Source organism: Sphingomonas bacterium, assembly GCF_028292945.1.
In the GTDB taxonomy this organism is placed as follows: domain Bacteria; phylum Pseudomonadota; class Alphaproteobacteria; order Sphingomonadales; family Sphingomonadaceae; genus Sphingomonas.
In genome coordinates this window covers 11,756-26,522 of the sequence record NZ_JAQGLJ010000125.1, presented here as the reverse complement: position 1 = coordinate 26,522, position 14,767 = coordinate 11,756, and the positions used below count along the sequence as shown (strand labels likewise).

The 14,767-nt window shown below is 68.9% G+C and carries 17 protein-coding genes and 1 pseudogene; 4 read left to right on the top strand and 14 right to left on the bottom strand.

The window, feature by feature from the left end:
* The 3 genes and pseudogenes from JWN21_RS13320 to ptsP form a co-directional block, all read right to left on the bottom strand.
* Window positions 1–422, bottom strand: a pseudogene (locus tag JWN21_RS13320) (hypothetical protein); the annotation flags it as partial.
* Window positions 423–492: 70 nt separating this feature from the next.
* A complete protein-coding gene (locus JWN21_RS13315) occupies window positions 493–1,515 on the bottom strand; it encodes a helix-turn-helix domain-containing protein (protein WP_299651113.1) in 1,023 nt (340 codons plus the stop codon).
* Between the two features lie 91 nt (window positions 1,516–1,606).
* The gene (ptsP, locus tag JWN21_RS13310; protein ID WP_299651111.1) at window positions 1,607–3,877 is read right to left on the bottom strand and encodes a phosphoenolpyruvate--protein phosphotransferase; all 2,271 of its coding nucleotides are present in this window, start codon (window positions 3,875–3,877) and stop codon (window positions 1,607–1,609) included.
* Window positions 3,878–4,029: 152 nt separating this feature from the next.
* Here ptsP and JWN21_RS13305 point away from each other — a divergent pair, with 152 nt between their 5' ends.
* Window positions 4,030–5,016, top strand: a complete 987-nt coding sequence (locus tag JWN21_RS13305) for a methyltransferase (RefSeq protein ID WP_299651108.1) — start codon at window positions 4,030–4,032, stop codon at window positions 5,014–5,016.
* Here JWN21_RS13305 and ruvB read toward each other — a convergent pair.
* The 9 genes from ruvB to JWN21_RS13260 all read right to left on the bottom strand — a co-directional run bounded on the left by ruvB (window position 5,013) and on the right by JWN21_RS13260 (window position 10,490).
* Window positions 5,013–6,032 (bottom strand): Holliday junction branch migration DNA helicase RuvB, encoded by a 1,020-nt coding sequence (gene ruvB / locus JWN21_RS13300; RefSeq protein ID WP_299651105.1) that lies wholly within the window; start codon window positions 6,030–6,032, stop codon window positions 5,013–5,015. The genes JWN21_RS13305 and ruvB overlap by 4 nt on opposite strands.
* Complete coding sequence (locus JWN21_RS13295) at window positions 6,029–6,313, bottom strand: type II toxin-antitoxin system RelE/ParE family toxin (RefSeq protein WP_299651102.1); 285 nt, start codon at window positions 6,311–6,313, stop codon at window positions 6,029–6,031. The genes ruvB and JWN21_RS13295 overlap by 4 nt, the downstream gene beginning before the upstream one ends.
* Window positions 6,314–6,320: 7 nt before the next feature.
* Window positions 6,321–6,566, bottom strand: a complete 246-nt coding sequence (locus JWN21_RS13290; protein WP_299651099.1) for a type II toxin-antitoxin system ParD family antitoxin — start codon at window positions 6,564–6,566, stop codon at window positions 6,321–6,323.
* Window positions 6,567–6,609: 43 nt separating this feature from the next.
* Window positions 6,610–7,206 carry a Holliday junction branch migration protein RuvA gene (gene ruvA, locus JWN21_RS13285; protein ID WP_299651096.1) on the bottom strand — a complete coding sequence of 199 codons (597 nt, stop codon included), beginning with the start codon at window positions 7,204–7,206 and terminating at the stop codon, window positions 6,610–6,612.
* Window positions 7,207–7,215: 9 nt separating this feature from the next.
* The gene (gene ruvC / locus JWN21_RS13280; protein ID WP_299651093.1) at window positions 7,216–7,701 is read right to left on the bottom strand and encodes a crossover junction endodeoxyribonuclease RuvC; all 486 of its coding nucleotides are present in this window, start codon (window positions 7,699–7,701) and stop codon (window positions 7,216–7,218) included.
* Window positions 7,702–7,729: 28 nt separating this feature from the next.
* Window positions 7,730–8,473, bottom strand: a complete 744-nt coding sequence (locus JWN21_RS13275; RefSeq protein ID WP_299651090.1) for a YebC/PmpR family DNA-binding transcriptional regulator — start codon at window positions 8,471–8,473, stop codon at window positions 7,730–7,732.
* Window positions 8,474–8,486: 13 nt separating this feature from the next.
* Entirely contained in the window at window positions 8,487–8,726 is a 240-nt protein-coding gene (locus JWN21_RS13270; protein ID WP_299651087.1) for a DUF2312 domain-containing protein, read from the bottom strand.
* A gap of 65 nt (window positions 8,727–8,791) precedes the next feature.
* On the bottom strand, window positions 8,792–10,075 hold the full coding sequence (locus JWN21_RS13265) for an amidohydrolase family protein (RefSeq protein ID WP_299651084.1): 1,284 nt from the start codon (window positions 10,073–10,075) through the stop codon (window positions 8,792–8,794).
* A gap of 115 nt (window positions 10,076–10,190) precedes the next feature.
* Complete coding sequence (locus JWN21_RS13260; protein ID WP_299651081.1) at window positions 10,191–10,490, bottom strand: DUF1244 domain-containing protein; 300 nt, start codon at window positions 10,488–10,490, stop codon at window positions 10,191–10,193.
* An 85-nt stretch (window positions 10,491–10,575) separates the two neighbouring features.
* Between JWN21_RS13260 and pyk the strand changes: the two genes are divergently transcribed.
* Window positions 10,576–12,033 carry a pyruvate kinase gene (gene pyk / locus JWN21_RS13255; RefSeq protein ID WP_299651078.1) on the top strand — a complete coding sequence of 486 codons (1,458 nt, stop codon included), beginning with the start codon at window positions 10,576–10,578 and terminating at the stop codon, window positions 12,031–12,033.
* 2 nt (window positions 12,034–12,035) lie between these two features.
* On the opposite strand, the gene JWN21_RS13250 is transcribed toward pyk, so the two are convergent.
* A complete protein-coding gene (locus tag JWN21_RS13250; RefSeq protein WP_299651075.1) occupies window positions 12,036–12,647 on the bottom strand; it encodes an HAD family phosphatase in 612 nt (203 codons plus the stop codon).
* A 113-nt stretch (window positions 12,648–12,760) separates the two neighbouring features.
* Window positions 12,761–12,886 carry a type B 50S ribosomal protein L36 gene (gene ykgO / locus JWN21_RS13245; RefSeq protein ID WP_003046794.1) on the bottom strand — a complete coding sequence of 42 codons (126 nt, stop codon included), beginning with the start codon at window positions 12,884–12,886 and terminating at the stop codon, window positions 12,761–12,763.
* Window positions 12,887–13,015: 129 nt separating this feature from the next.
* Between ykgO and JWN21_RS13240 the strand changes: the two genes are divergently transcribed.
* Window positions 13,016–13,612: a DUF4136 domain-containing protein gene (locus JWN21_RS13240; RefSeq protein ID WP_299651072.1), complete on the top strand. Its 597-nt coding sequence runs from the start codon at window positions 13,016–13,018 to the stop codon at window positions 13,610–13,612.
* Window positions 13,609–14,718, top strand: coding sequence for a M14-type cytosolic carboxypeptidase (locus JWN21_RS13235; protein ID WP_299651069.1), 1,110 nt, complete (start codon window positions 13,609–13,611; stop codon window positions 14,716–14,718). The genes JWN21_RS13240 and JWN21_RS13235 overlap by 4 nt, the downstream gene beginning before the upstream one ends.
* Window positions 14,719–14,767: the final 49 nt, after the last annotated feature.

The following is a 14,767-nucleotide window of genomic DNA, read 5'->3' as shown; positions in this document are numbered from 1 at the left end:
GCCTCGTCGTCGACCGCCGCCGCCGCCGCGCCGGGTGCAGGGGTCGCGCGCTCCAGCGCGGCCAGCCGCGCGTCGGTCGCGCGGCGATAGGTGTCGAACTGTTCCTGCACCTGGCGGGCGCGATACCCGACCTGTTCGGCCTGCCCCGTCAGGCTGGTCAACTGGCTCTCGAGTGAGGAGACGCGCGAGGTCAGATCGGCGAGCGCACTCGCCGCCGGAGTGCCCGCCGGCTGACTGACCGCTGTCGAAGCCTCCAGCTGCGGCAACAACAAGGCGCCCGAGCCGCCGGGAAACACACGCCGCTGCACCGCACGCATCTCGCTCTCAAGCTTGGAGACGCGGCCCTCGACGGGCGATTGAGCCTGCGCACCAGCCGTGCCGGCGAGCGCGACCAGGAAAGCGACGAGCAGACGATTACGCATGGGCACCCTCACGGACACTGAACTGACCGCGTTTACCATAGCGGAAAGACAGTGTGCGCCGCCAGCGCGTTCATTGCGCGTCGGTTGGCGGTGGTGTCGCCGCCGTCGCGATCGGTGCCGCCGCCAGGTTCGCGCGCTGTGTTTCGCTTAGGGCTGGTGTCGAGCGCGACCGCTCCGAAGACCGGCGGGTCTGAGCGGCCGGGCTCTTGGCCTCCGTCTCTGCTCGCGCGGTGCGTGGCTGCTCCCGAGAGGACGCGGTGTTCGTCGAAGGCGGAGTTGGCGATGCGGCCGGCGCGGGCTGCGGCGATCGGCCGGCTGCGCGCGCCTGCAGCGCCTCCGCGCTTACCCGCACGTCCTTGATCGGGTCGGCGCCAAGATCCAGCCCCTGCAACTGCGATCCGTTCAGCGTGATGACGATCTTGTCGGGGCGGCCCACGTTGATCATCGGATCCGTGGCGCCTGCGGGAACGTCGAATCGTTGCCCAGCCTGCAGGACGCCCTGATGCAGCGTCTTGCCGCCGCCGTCGTAGATGCGAACCCACACCTCGTCGGTAGCGGTCACCAGCACCTGACCGGCCGGCGCCACTGCGGCGGCGGGCGCCGGCGCGGCGGCGATCGCGGGATCCGGCGTCACCGTAGCCACCTCCGTAGCCGGCGAAGCCCCACGGCCGCTGCGGAACAGGTCCGTCGCGAAGTACAGGCCCGCCAGCACCGCCAGCACCAGCGCCAGTCCAAGCGCCATCATCGCCAGGCCCTTCGCCGGAACGCGCGCCGGATCGGTCGCTTCATAGGGCTGGTAAGGCCGCTGCGGACGGGTCACCCCCGCCAGTTCGGCGCGCACGCCACGCGCGACCTCGACCTCATCGGCGCCGATCGTACGCGCATAGGCTCTCGCAAAACCCGTGGCATAGGTGATCGACGGCAGGCCGGTGTAATCGCCGACCTCGATCGCCTCCAGATGCCGCTGCGGCACACGGGTGCGCGAGGCGACCTCGGCCAGCGACAGTCCCTGGCGTTCGCGCATCGCGCGGAGGATGTCGCCCACCCGCTCGGGGGCGGCGGGCATGTCGGAGCCGGGCGCGTCTTCGTCCATCAAACCTCCGGTTGCGGTGAAAGTCCGCCCGCCGATCAATCCCAGAGCGTTTGACCCAAGTCAACGAAAGCCCCCACAACTCGTCCACACCTCAGGCCAACTCGACGCCTTCCCCCTCCGCCCACGTCGTCAGAGCGGCGCGAAGATCGCGTGGCGGCGTGGCGAGCCAGCCCGTCATCGCCTCGATCAGCGCGGCGCGATCCAGCGAGCGCACCATCGCCTTGATCGGGCCGATCGCGGCCGGGGTAATCGACAGCCGATCGATGCCCAGCCCGATCAGCGCCATCGCCTCCAGCGGTCGCCCGCCCATCTCGCCGCAGACCGCCAGCGGTACGCCCGCTTCACGCGTCGGCCCGACGACGCGCGCAAGGAAGCGCAGGATTGACGGACTGAGCCAGTCATAGCGTTCCGCCAGCTTGGGATTGGCGCGATCGGCGGCGAACAGGAACTGGGTCAGGTCGTTGGTGCCGATCGACAGGAAATCGACCTTGGGCAACAGTACATCCAGCTGTTCGGCCAGCGCCGGCACCTCCAGCATCGCGCCGTAGCGAATCTCCGCTGGAGACCGCCGGTTGCGCCGCGCCACCCAGGCGCGCTGCGCCTCGAAGAGCGCGCGCGCGGCGTCGAACTCCCACGGCTCGCTGACCATCGGGAACATCACGTTGAGCGTGCGCCCCGCGCCTGCCTCGATCAGCGCCCGCGCCTGTGCCTTCATCAGGCCCTCGCGCTCCAGGCTTAGCCGTATCGCGCGCCAGCCCATCGCCGGGTTCTCCTCGGCGGCCACATGGCCCTTCAGGTAGGGCAGCGCCTTGTCGCCGCCGATGTCGACGGTGCGGAAGATCACCGGCCGGTCGCCCGCCGCGTCGAGCACCTCGCGATATAGCCGCTGCTGGCGTTCACGTTGCGGCAGCGTGGCTGAGACGAGGAACTGGAACTCGGTGCGGAACAGCCCAATTCCATCCGCGCCCGTCATGTCGAGCGCCGCCACGTCGTCACGCAGTCCTGCGTTGACCATCAAGGTGATGCGCGCGCCGTCGCGGGTGACGGGGGGCACATCCTTCAGCGCGGCGAACGCAGCCTTGCGCTTCTGGCGCAGCTGCATGCCGACCGCGAACGCTTCCTCCATCGCCGGGGTGGGCCGCGCGAAGCAGGTGCCCTCGCCGACGTCGAGCAGCAGCAGGTCGCCTTCGGACACCTGCCGCCGGATGTCGCGCGCGCGGCCCAGCACGGGCACACCCATCGCGCGTGCGACGATGGTGACGTGCGCGGTCAGCGAGCCCTCCTCCAGCACCACGCCCTTGAGCCGGCGGCGGTCATATTCGAGCAGCTCGGCCGGCCCCAGGTTGCGCGCGATCAGGATCGTGTCCTGCCGCAGCCCCAGCTTCGCCGCCGATCCCATTTGCCCCGACACCGTGCGCAGTAGGCGGTTGGAGAGGTCCTCCAGGTCGTGCATCCGATCCGCGAGCAGTGGATCGTCGATCTGGCGCATGCGCTGGCGGGTGCGCTGCTGCACCCGCTCGATCGCGGCCTCGGCCGTAAGCCCTGAGTCGATCGCCTCGTTGATGCGCCGCGACCAGCCCTCATCATAGGCGAACATCTTGTAGGTCGCGAGCACCTCCTTGTGCTCGCCGTCGACGCCGAACTCGGCTTGGGCAGCCATGCGGTCGATGCCTTCGCGCATCTTGTCGAACGCGGCATAGACGCGGTGGCGCTCGGCGTCGGTGTCTTCTGCAACGGTGTGTTCGATAACGATGCGGGGCTGGTGGAACACCGCGTATCCGGCGCCCATGCCCTCGACCAGCTTCTGCCCGGGAATGCGCACGGCGGCGGTCGGCTGCGCGCGGGTGCCGGCGGCGGCGCGGTCGTCGATCAGCCCGGCATTGGCGATCAGCTCCGACAGCACCATCGCGACGGTCTGCAGCGCTTCGATCTCGACATCGGCATATTTGCGCGGGTCGGTGTGCTGCACGGCGAGAACGCCGACGGCGCGCTCGCGGCGAATGACCGGCACGCCGGCGAAGCTGTGGAAGCGGTCCTCGCCCGTCTCGGGTTTGTAGGCGAAATCCGGGTGGCTGGCGGCTTCGTCGAGATTGAGCACCTCGATCTGCTCGGCGATGGTGCCGACCAGCCCCTCGCCCAGCGCCAGCTTGGTGACATGCACCGCCTCCTGCGCCAGCCCGCGCGTGGCGTAGAGTTCCAGCACGCCGTCGCGCAGCAGGTAGATCGAGCACACCTCGCTATCGATCGCTTCGCCGATGATGTTGACGACCTGATTGAGCTTTGCCTGCGCCGGCTGCCGTCCGGCCATGACGTCGTGCAGGCGGGTCAGGATTTCGCGGGCGGACGCGGCGGCGGAGGGCATCCGAGGCGGGTATCAGATCAGGTTCGACGCTGCCACGGCGCATTTCGGCCCGTCCGGCCACAAGGAAGCGTGAACCGGCAAAGTGGCTAATCTGGAGCAAGCGTCCGCGCGGATTCTGGAACGCTTCGGCGCGTCGGGCGGTTCGCGCCGACATGGAAACGACCTTTGCCGAGCCCGATCTGGCGATCCACGCGCCGCATCCGCCGATCGACCACCGGCGCGAGGCGCTGCTGGCGCTGCTCCGAGGGCTCGACCGCGATGGCTATCGCTTCGTCACCGCCACGCCGGCGACGCATGCGCGGGTGATCGGCCGGCCCGGACGCGAGGAGGCGCGGAGCCTGCGCGACGTGCTTGGCTGGAGCCTGCCTTTTGGCCCTGATGTGGTGCCGTCCGAGATCCTCGAGCTGCTGCGTGAGGGCGAGGCGCTTCGGCAGCGGCCCGACGGGCTGTTGCAGGCGACGCTACGGGTGTCGTCGGTGCGCGACACGTTGTTCCTGCACTCGGCTTATCCGACCACCGCGCACGATGCCGTGTTCCTTGGCCCGGACAGCTACCGCTTCGCCGACTTCATCGTCGCGCAAATGGGCAGCCTGGCACCGGGCGCGCGGATCGTGGATTACGGCGCGGGTGCCGGGGTCGGCGGCATCACCGCGGCGCGTGGTCAGCCGAGGTCGCAGCTGACGCTGGCGGACATTAATCCCAAGGCCCTGTTCCTGTCGTCGATCAACGCGGAATTCGCCGGTCTGTCCCACACCGCGATCACGGCCTCGACGCCCGATGAGCTCGACGGGCCGTTCGACCTGTTCGTCACGCATCCGCCGTTCATGATGGATGGCGACGGACGGGCCTACCGCGACGGTGGCGACCTGTATGGGGCGAGGCTGTCGCTCGAATGGGTGCTGGCGGGGGTCCGTCTGCTGGCACCGGGCGGCAAGCTGATCCTCCATACGGGCGTGTCGATCGTCGACGGACGCGACGTGCTGCTCGAGCAGCTGACGGCTCAGCTCGGCGACGCAGGGCTGGCCATCGACTATCACGAACTCGATCCCGACATCTTCAGCGAGGATCTGGATCAGCCAGCCTATGCGCAGGTGGAGCGGATCGCCGCAGTCGGGCTGGTGATCGCGCGGCCGACTTAGTCGAACAGCTCGTCCTGCGATCCCGCCGGCGGAGTCAGCCCCAAGTGTTTCCAGCCGCCGGCGTTGAGGCAGCGACCGCGTGCGGTGCGGGCGACGAGGCCGAGCTGGATGAGATAGGGTTCGATCACCTCCTCGATCGTGTCGCGTGGCTCGGACAGGCCGGCGGCGAGCGTCTCCACCCCGACCGGCCCGCCGCGATAGATGTCGGCGATCATGGTGAGGTAGCGGCGATCCATCGCGTCGAGGCCGAGCCCGTCGACCTCCAGCCGGTTGAGCGCGCCGTCCGCGGCCTTGGCGTCGACCAGCTCGTGACCGGCGGCATGGGCGAAGTCGCGCACGCGCCTGAGCAGCCGGCCGGCGATGCGCGGGGTGCCGCGGGCGCGGCGCGCGATCTCGGTCGCGCCATCGGGGGAGACGGCAAGGCCGAGCAGCCCCGCGGCGCGGGCCACGACGCGGGTCAGCTCGTCGACCGAATAGAATTGCAGCCGCACGGGAATGCCGAAGCGGTCGCGGAGCGGCGTCGTCAGCAGGCCCTGGCGGGTCGTCGCGCCGATCAGCGTGAAGCGGGGCAGGTCGATACGCACCGAACGCGCGGACGGTCCCTCGCCGATCATCAGGTCGAGTGCGCGGTCCTCCATCGCTGGGTATAGAACCTCCTCGATGGCGGGCTGGAGGCGGTGGATCTCGTCGATGAACAGGACGTCGCCGTCCTCCAGATTGGTGAGCAGCGCCGCGAGATCGCCAGATTTGGCGATGACGGGCCCGGACGTGGCGCGGAACCCCACCCCCATCTCGCGCGCGACGATCTGCGCCAGCGTCGTCTTGCCGAGGCCTGGCGGGCCGAAGAACAGCACATGGTCGAGCGCCTCGCCGCGTGCCTTGGCGGCGGCGATGAACACGCGCAGGTTCTCGCGCGCGGCCCGCTGGCCGACGAAATCGTCGAGCGACTTGGGCCGCAGCGCCGCGTCGACGTCGTCGGGACGACGGGCGGGGGTGAGGAGGCGGTCGTCGGTCACCGCCTGCCCATACCCCGATGCACATCGCGCGAAGCATGCAGAACGCGACCAATGACGACTTGCTCTCCGCGCACGCGGTAGAGAACCCGGGGCGGCGGGTTGACCAGCAGCCGAACATCCAGCCCGTTATCCGGACGCGCCGGCCGGGCGAACGGCTGCTCCCGGAGCAGAGCGAATAGCCGCTCGAACTTGGCCATGTGTTTCAGCGACGCCGCTATGCCGAAGTTGCCGGCACCGTTCGCCTGAATTTGCGCACGGTCGCGTTGCGCGGCGGCGCTCAATCGCAACCTAGCCATCGGCGAGCTGCGACATGATCTCCTTGAGGACGTCTTCCGGCTCCGCCTCGACGATCCCGGACGCGAACCCTTCCTCCACCATGGCGCGCACCCAAGCCGTATCGTCGGCGTCGTCGCCCTGATCACGTCGTACGAGGTCGCGAAGATAGTCGCCAGCGTCAGCATAACGCCCCTCCAACAACCGCGCTTGTACCCAGTTGTCGAGCGCGGGCGGCACGGAGATGGTGAGCTGCGTCATTTGGACGTGATACTCCTCTTGCGTATGGCGGCAAACAACCGCGTCACCGCGCCGCCTTCCTCAACGCCAGCCGGACCAATGCGTCGAGCGTCGCACCCGGCCCGAGTTCCTCCTCCGCCGCCGCGACGGCGCTGGCGGCTTCGGCGGGTCTGAAGCCGAGGTTGAGCAGTGCCGACGCCGCATCCGCCGCCGCGCCGACCGGCGCGATCTGCGCGGCCGCCGCAGGACCCAGCGCCACGCCGCCGACCTTGTCCTTCAGCTCGCGCACGATCCGCTCCGCCAGCTTCGGCCCTACCCCGTTCGCGCGCGCGACCGTCGCCTTGTCCTGGGCGGCGACGGCGCGGGCGATCTCGGTAGGATCGAGCGCCGACAGGATCGCCAGCGCCACGCGCGCGCCGACGCCTTGGACCCCCGTCAGCAGCCGGAACCAGTCGCGCTCAGCCGCGCCCGCGAAGCCGACCAGGCGGAGGAAATCCTCGCCCACCAGCATCTCGCAGTGCAGCGTCGCCGCCTCGCCTACAGGTCCCAGCGCCGCCAGCGTGCGGCTGGAACAGCCGACCAGATAGCCGACGCCGCCGACGTCGATTACCGCATGATCGATGCCGGTTGCGTCGAGCCGGCCTTTCAGGTGGGCGATCATGCGTTCTGCCTAGGCGATGCGCCGCGCGCTCGCCAGATGGTGCGCGTGGCAGATCGCGACCGCCAGCGCGTCGGCGGCGTCGGCGCCATCGATCTTCACGCCCGGCAGCAGGCGCGCGACCATGGCGTGCACCTGCGGCTTTTCCGCCGCGCCCGTGCCGACCACCGCCTTCTTGACCAGACGCGCGGCATATTCGCCGGGCTCGATGCCCGCGCGGGCGACAGAGAGCAACACGACGCCGCGTGCTTGCCCCAGCTTCAGCGTCGATTGCGGGTTGGCATTGACGAACACCTCCTCGACCGCCGCCGCATCAGGCGCATGGTCGACCAGCAGCGCGGCCAGCATCGTGTCGAGGTGCGCGAGCCGGCGCGCGAGGCTGGCGGCGGTGTCGGTCTTCAGCCGCCCGTTGGCGACATGCGACAGCCGGTTGCCCTCGGCCCGGATCACGCCCCAGCCGGTGGTACCCAGGCCGGGGTCGAGGCCGAGAATGATCACTGCTCCCCTCCCGCTTGCCTGAGGGGAACTACCCCAACCGCTCCATCACCTCATCCGATATCTCGTAATTGCCCCAAACCGTCTGCACATCATCGTCGTCGTCCAGCGCGTCGATCAGCTTGAACAGCGTCGCCGCGTCCTCTTCGCCCACCGCGACGCCGGTCTGCGGCTTCCAGGCGAGCTTCGCGCCTTCCGCCTCGCCGAGCACGGGGACCAGTGCCTTGGCAACCTCGTGCAGGTCCGCGATCGCCGTCCAGACCTCGTGGCCATCTTCGCTGGAGCTGACGTCTTCCGCGCCAGCATCCAGCGCCGCCTCGAACACCTTTTCCGCGTCGCCGGCCGCCGCGGGATAAGAGATCAGCCCCAATCGGTCGAAACCGTGGCTGACGGAGCCCGACGCGCCAAGGTTGCCGCCGTTCCTGCTTACCGCGATCCGCACGTTGGTGGCGGTGCGGTTGCGGTTGTCGGTCAGCGCCTCGATGATCAGCGACACGCCACCGGGGCCGAACCCCTCGTACCGAACCTCCTCGTAATTCTCCGCGTCGCCGCGCGCGGCCTTATCGATCGAGCGCTGGATGTTGTCCTTGGGCATCGACTGCGCCTTGGCGGCATTGACGGCCGCGCGCAGGCGCGGGTTCATGTCCGGGTCGGGCAGGCCCATCTTGGCCGCCACGGTGATCTCGCGGCTGAGCTTGGAGAACTGCCCGGAGCGCTTCTTATCCTGCGCGCCCTTGCGGTGCATGATGTTCTTGTATTTCGAATGGCCGGCCATCGGGCGAAACTCCTCAATGCAGCCCGAGCGCCTGGCGATACGTCTCCATCAGCGCGTCCGCCTCGTCGCGATGATGCTTCTCCATCTTGCGCAGCGCGACGATCTTGCGCATCGTCTTGGCGTCGAACCCGGTCGATTTCGCCTCGGAATACACATCCTTGATGTCCTCGGCGAAGCTGCGCTTTTCCTCCTCCAGCCGCTCGATCCGCTCGATGAACTGGCGGAGTTGTTCGGCGGAAACATTGTCGGTCATGGTCGTCCTGTACTGAATCGATGGCAGGGGTGGGCTGTAGGCCAAGCCCCCGGCGCGCTCAACCGTCACGGCTTGGCGACGCGGCCGTTCTTCATCACGAACTCAACCCGCTCCAGCCGGCGTACGTCATCGATCGGCGAGCCGGACACCGCGATAACGTCCGCCGCCATGCCGGGCGCCAGCGCGCCCAGATCGTCGCGACCCAGCGCCTCCGCCGCGCCCGACGTGGCCGCGCGGATTGCCTGCGCGGGGGTCATCCCTGCCCCCACCATCAGTGCGAACTCCTGCGCATTGTCGCCGTGCTTCGACACGCCCGTGTCGGTGCCGAACGCTACCTTCACGCCGGCCGCGATCGCGCGCTTGTGGCTCTCCATCGCCACCGCGCCTGCAGCCTCGGCCTTGGGAATGGTCGCGGGCGGCAGCGCGCCGGCGCGCGCCTGCGCCAGTGCCGCACGCGGAGCCATCATCGTCGGCACCAGCCAGGTGCCGCGCGCCTTCATCAGCTGCACGGTCGCGGCGTCCAGATAGGTGCCGTGGTCGACCGTATCGACGCCGGCCTCCACCGCCGCGCGCGTTCCCTCGGCGGCGTGGCTGTGCGCCGCCACCTTGCGGCCCAGGCCATGCGCGGTGTCGATCACCGCCTTCATCTCGGCCGGCTCCATCGCCCGACCCAGTCCGCCCGATACGTTGGACAGCACGCCGCCGGTCGCCATGAACTTGATCACCTGTGCCCCTGATCCGACCTGACGGCGCACCGCACGGCGGCAGTCCTCCGGTCCGTCGCAGGTGTTGTCGACCGTCTCGGCCACCGCATGCGCGTATGGCTCGGCGAGGCCGTTGAGCGGATCGCCATGTCCGCCCGTGACGGAAATCGGCGCGCCGGCGTTGACGATCCTCGGGCCGTCCACATCGCCACGCTCCACCGCGTCGCGCAACGCGCGGATGCCGCGCGCGTCCCCACCCAGGTCGCGTACGGTGGTGAAGCCGGCCATCAGCGTCGCGCGCGCGTTGCCAGCACCGTACATGAGCTCGTCGGCCAACTCGGTGTTGAGCGCCAGCAGCCGGGCGCGCTGCGGATCGCCGCCGATGCCGAGCAGGTGAACGTGCATGTCGATCAGGCCGGGGAGGACGAACTTGTCCTTGAGGTCGATGACGGTCGCGCCGGCGTCCGGAGCAGCGAAACCGTCCCGGATCTCGACGACTTTGCCGTCGCGGACGACGACCGTGCTGTTGCCGCGGGGCGACTGACCGGGGCGGTCGAGGAGCTGGCCGGCATGGATGAAGGTCGTCTGCTGGGCGGCAGCGGGCGTGGCCAGCGCCAGTGCTATTGCCGTCAGTGTCTTGCGCATTGCCCTCGTCCCCATTCCCCTCCCCGGCGGAAGCCGGGGCCCAGTCCCCGGCGCGGCCGAGTGGGCCCCGGCTTCCGCCGGGGAGGGCTATTGGTCAAGAGGCATCATCCAGCCGTCATGCGGCCGTGACAGGGTTCTTCTTCAAGCTCTCTTCCATCCGCGCCAGCTGCTCGGGCGTCGCGGCGGGCTGGCGCGCCTTGAAGTCGGCGTAAGGCTCCCCGTAGATCGCATCGCGTGCCCCGCCACGGGGCAGCCCGGCGGCGTCCTCAACCCACTCCGACAGGCAGTTGCGGCAGAAGCCCGACAGTCCCATCAGGTCGATGTTGGCGGCGTCATCGCGATGACGCAGGTGCCGCACCAAGCGGCGGAACGCGACCGCCGCATGGGCGTCGTCGAGCTGGTCAAGCGGGTCCATGTCATGTCCTTCAGAGGCCTGGGGCAGTTGATCGCGACTCGTTAGCGGCTAAGGCGGAGTTCGGCCAAGCCACTCGGAAGCGTTCATGTCCAAAGCCATCACGCCCCGCACGCGCAAGGTTCGCGTCCTGGCCACGCTGGGTCCCGCCAGCAACACGCCCGAGATGATCGAGGCGCTGTACCGCGCCGGCGCCGACGCGTTTCGTCTCAACATGAGTCACGGCGATCAGGCGGGGAAGCTGCCGGTGATCGCCGCCATCCGCGCGCTGGAGAAGAAGTACCACCGGCCGACGACGATCCTGGCCGACCTGCAAGGCCCCAAATTGCGGGTCGGCAAATTCACGGACGGCACCGTGACGCTGGCAACAGGTAGCCGCTTCGTGCTCGACCGCTCGCCCGAACCGGGCGACGCGACCCGTGTCGAGCTGCCGCATCGCGAGATCTTTGCAGCCGTGCAGACCAACGCGCGGCTGCTGCTTGACGACGGCAAGCTGGTGCTGCGCGTCGTCGAGCATGACGCGGACCGCATCGTCACGACCGTCGAGGTCGGCGGCAAGCTGTCCGACAACAAGGGGTTGAACGTCCCGGACGTGGTGGTGCCGGTGCCCGCGCTCACGGAAAAGGACCGCCGCGATCTCGACTGGGCGGTGCAGGCGGGGGTGGACTGGATCGCACTTTCGTTCGTGCAGCGGCCCGAGGACCTGATGGAGGCGCGCACGCTGATCGGCGGCAAGGCGGCGCTGCTGGCGAAGATCGAGAAGCCCGCCGCGATCGACCGGCTGGAGGAGATCGTCGAGCAATGCGACGGCGTGATGGTCGCGCGCGGCGACCTGGGTGTCGAGCTGCCGCCGCAGTCGGTGCCGCCGCTGCAGAAGCGCATCATCGAGGTCTCGCGGCGACTGGGGCGCCCGGTGATCGTCGCGACGCAGATGCTCGAATCGATGATCACCTCGCCTTCGCCGACGCGCGCCGAGGTCAGCGACGTGGCGACCGCGATCTATGACGGCGCGGATGCGATCATGTTGTCCGCCGAAAGCGCCGCTGGCGACTGGCCGGTCGAGGCGGTGGCAATGATGAACGCGATCGGCGACGCGGTCGAGCGCGACCCCGGCCATGGCGACCGTATCCACTTCACCGTCACCAAGCCCGATCCCACCACCGCCGACGCGCTGGCCGAGGCGGCCAAGACGATCGCCGAAACCGCATCCGCGAGCGCCATCGTCTGCTACACCACATCGGGTTCCACCGCACGCCGCATCGCCCGCGAGCGGCCGGGCGTGCCGATCCTGGTGCTGACCCCGTCTACTGTGACCGCGCGTCGGCTGGGGCTGTTGTGGGGCACGCACGCGGTCTTCACGCGCGACGTCGAATCATTCGAGGAGATGGTGGCCAAGGCCCGTCGCATGGCACTGCGCCACAAGATCGCGCGCGCCGGCGACCGGATCATCGTGTTGGCCGGCGTGCCGTTCAAGACGCCTGGGTCCACGAACGTGCTGCACGTGGTTCGGCTGACCGGCGACGAGCTGAAGGGGTTTGGCGGTTAGGGTCAGCCGAGCAGGCCGAGCGCTGCCAACTCGCATCGAAGGGTCGGTTCGTCCGCGAAGTGCAGGGCGATCAGCCCCACCCCGGCCGCCGCCACGACGTTTGCCTCATTGTCGTCGATGAAGACCGTTTCCGCCGCCACTAGCCCGAACCGGTCCAGCGCCCGCGCGTAGATGGCGGGGTCCGGCTTCACCAGCTTCTCCTCGCCCGAGACGAGGATGTCGCGGAAACGGTCGAACATTGTCGTCTCGCGGGCGCGGAACGGTGGCCAGAATTCATGGGAGAAGTTGGTCAGCGCGTACAGCGGCACGTCGCGGGCGTGGAGCTCGTCGACCAGCGCGGGCATGCCGTCGACCGGGCCAGGGATGGTGTCGAGGAAACTGGGTGCCCATGCCGCGATGAGCTCCGCGTGCTGCGGATGCAGGGCCATCAGCTCCGCGGATGTATCGGCGAAATCGCGCCCGGCATCGTGCTGGAAATGCCACTCGGGTGTGACGACGTCGCGCAGGAAACTATCGAGCGCCTCGCCAGACAGGTGGCGTTCGTACAGGAAGCGCGGGTCCCAGCGGTAGAGGACGCGACCGATGTCGAAGATGATGGCGGTGGGTGGGGTCATTGCTCACCACCAGGCGGCCCCGACGCGGAAGTGAATTCCGCGTCGTCAGACGGGCTGCGCCCGCTGGCCGGGGCTGCGGCCGAGACGCGGATTAGCGCTGCTAATCCGCTGCCTTAGCCCTGCCGTGCCTTGAAGCGGCGGTTGGTCTTGTTGATCACATAGGTGCGGCCGCGGCGGCGGATCACGCGGTTGTCGCGATGGCGATCCTTCAGCGACTTCAGCGAGTTGCGAATCTTCATGGAAAATCTTCTTGGGAATGGCGTTGTCGGAAAGGCGCTCGCCTATGGGCGACCCCCCGCAAAGTCAACCGGGGAGCGAACCGCCGCCGCGTGCGTTGCACTTGCGTAACATCCCCGTCGAGGTTCTCCATGCGCCGCTCGCTTGCCCTGCTCGCCACCTCCGCTCTCGGCCTTGCCGCCTGTGCCACGACCGGCGGTCTGAGCGCGCCCACCGACGTCATCCGCTACCATCTCGGCGCGCCGGTCGAGCGCGGCACGGTGGTGGTGCAGCCAGCGGCCGGTGGCGATGGCCTGTCGGGTCAGCCGTTCGCGGCAGCCGTATCGCGTCAGCTCGGCCTGGCGGGCTATGTTCCCGCAGCGCCGGGCGGACAAGTCCAGTTCATCGCGCTGGTCGACGTGCGCCGCTCCGCGCAGGAGGGACCGCGCCGCCCGTCGCCCTTCTCGATCGGTATCGGCGCGGGTGGCTACAGCGGTGGGGGCAACGGTGGCGTCGGGCTGGGCGGCGGCATCGGAATCCCGATCGGCAAGTCACGGCGCAACCAGCTGCTGGGCACGGAGCTGACCGTCACCATCAAGCGCCGTGTCGACCAGTCGCCCGTCTGGGAGGGCAATGCGCGCACGCTCCAGCGCAGCCCGGCCGACGAGGCGGTAATCGCCGACAAGCTTGCCGCCGCGCTGTTCACGGGCTTTCCGGGCGAGTCGGGGCGCACTATCACCGTCAGATGAGCATAACGATCAACGCCGCATTCGACGGCGGCAACATCCGCGTCGTCGCGATTCATGGAGATGTCGTCGATCTGGAGATCGTCGCCGACCACCAGTCGGACTTCTTCCAGTGGTTCTACTTCCGCGTCGCCGGCGCGCGCGGTCGGACGCTGACCTTTCGCATCCTCAACGCCGGCAAGTCGGCCTATCCGTTCGCCTGGCCCGGCTATCGCACCCGTGCCAGCAGCGACCGGATCGCGTGGCGGCAGGCGGAGACCAGCTACGCGGACGGCGTGCTGGAATGGCGCTGGACGGTCGATGGCGAGCTCGCCTGGTTCGCCTATTTCGCGCCCTATACGATGGAGCAGCACGAGGCGCTGATCGCGCGCATCGCGGCACGCCCCGGCGTGACGCATCGCGAACTCGGGCAGAGCCTGGACGGGCAGGCGATCGACTATCTGCGGGTCGGCGACGGGCCGAAGCAGGTATGGCTGTACGCGCGCCAGCATCCCGGCGAATCGATGGTGGAATGGTGGATGGAGGGCGCGCTCGACTGGCTGACGGGTCCCGCCGCTGCCCCGCTGCTCGCCGCCGCGACCGTGCATATCGTGCCCAACATGAACCCGGACGGCACCAGGCGCGGCCACCTGCGCACCAATGCCGCGGGCGTGAACCTCAACCGCGAGTGGCATGCGCCGACGGTGGAACGCAGTCCGGAAGTGTTGTGCGTGCTCGACGCGATGAACGAGACCGGCGTCGACTTCGCACTCGATGTACATGGCGACGAGGCGATCCCGGCCAATTTCATCGCCGGATATGAAGGCATCCCGTCCTGGACCGACGAGCACGGCGCGAAGTTCTACGATTTCCAGCGCCGCTTGGCCGCGCATACCGCCGACTTCCAGATCGAACGCGGCTATGAGAAATCCAAGCCCGGTAACGCCAATCTGTCGATGTCCACCAACCAGCTGGCCGAACGGTTCGGCGCGGTGTCGGTGACGCTGGAGATGCCGTTCAAGGACCACGATCCCAACCCGGACCCGGAGTTCGGCTGGTCGCCGGAACGGTCGAAGGCGCTGGGCGTCGCGTGCCTGGAAACGCTGGCGGGAATGATCGGAGAGATCTGAAAGCTGGCTTTACCCGATCGCAACCTCGCCCTGCGTATGGCTGGCGGCG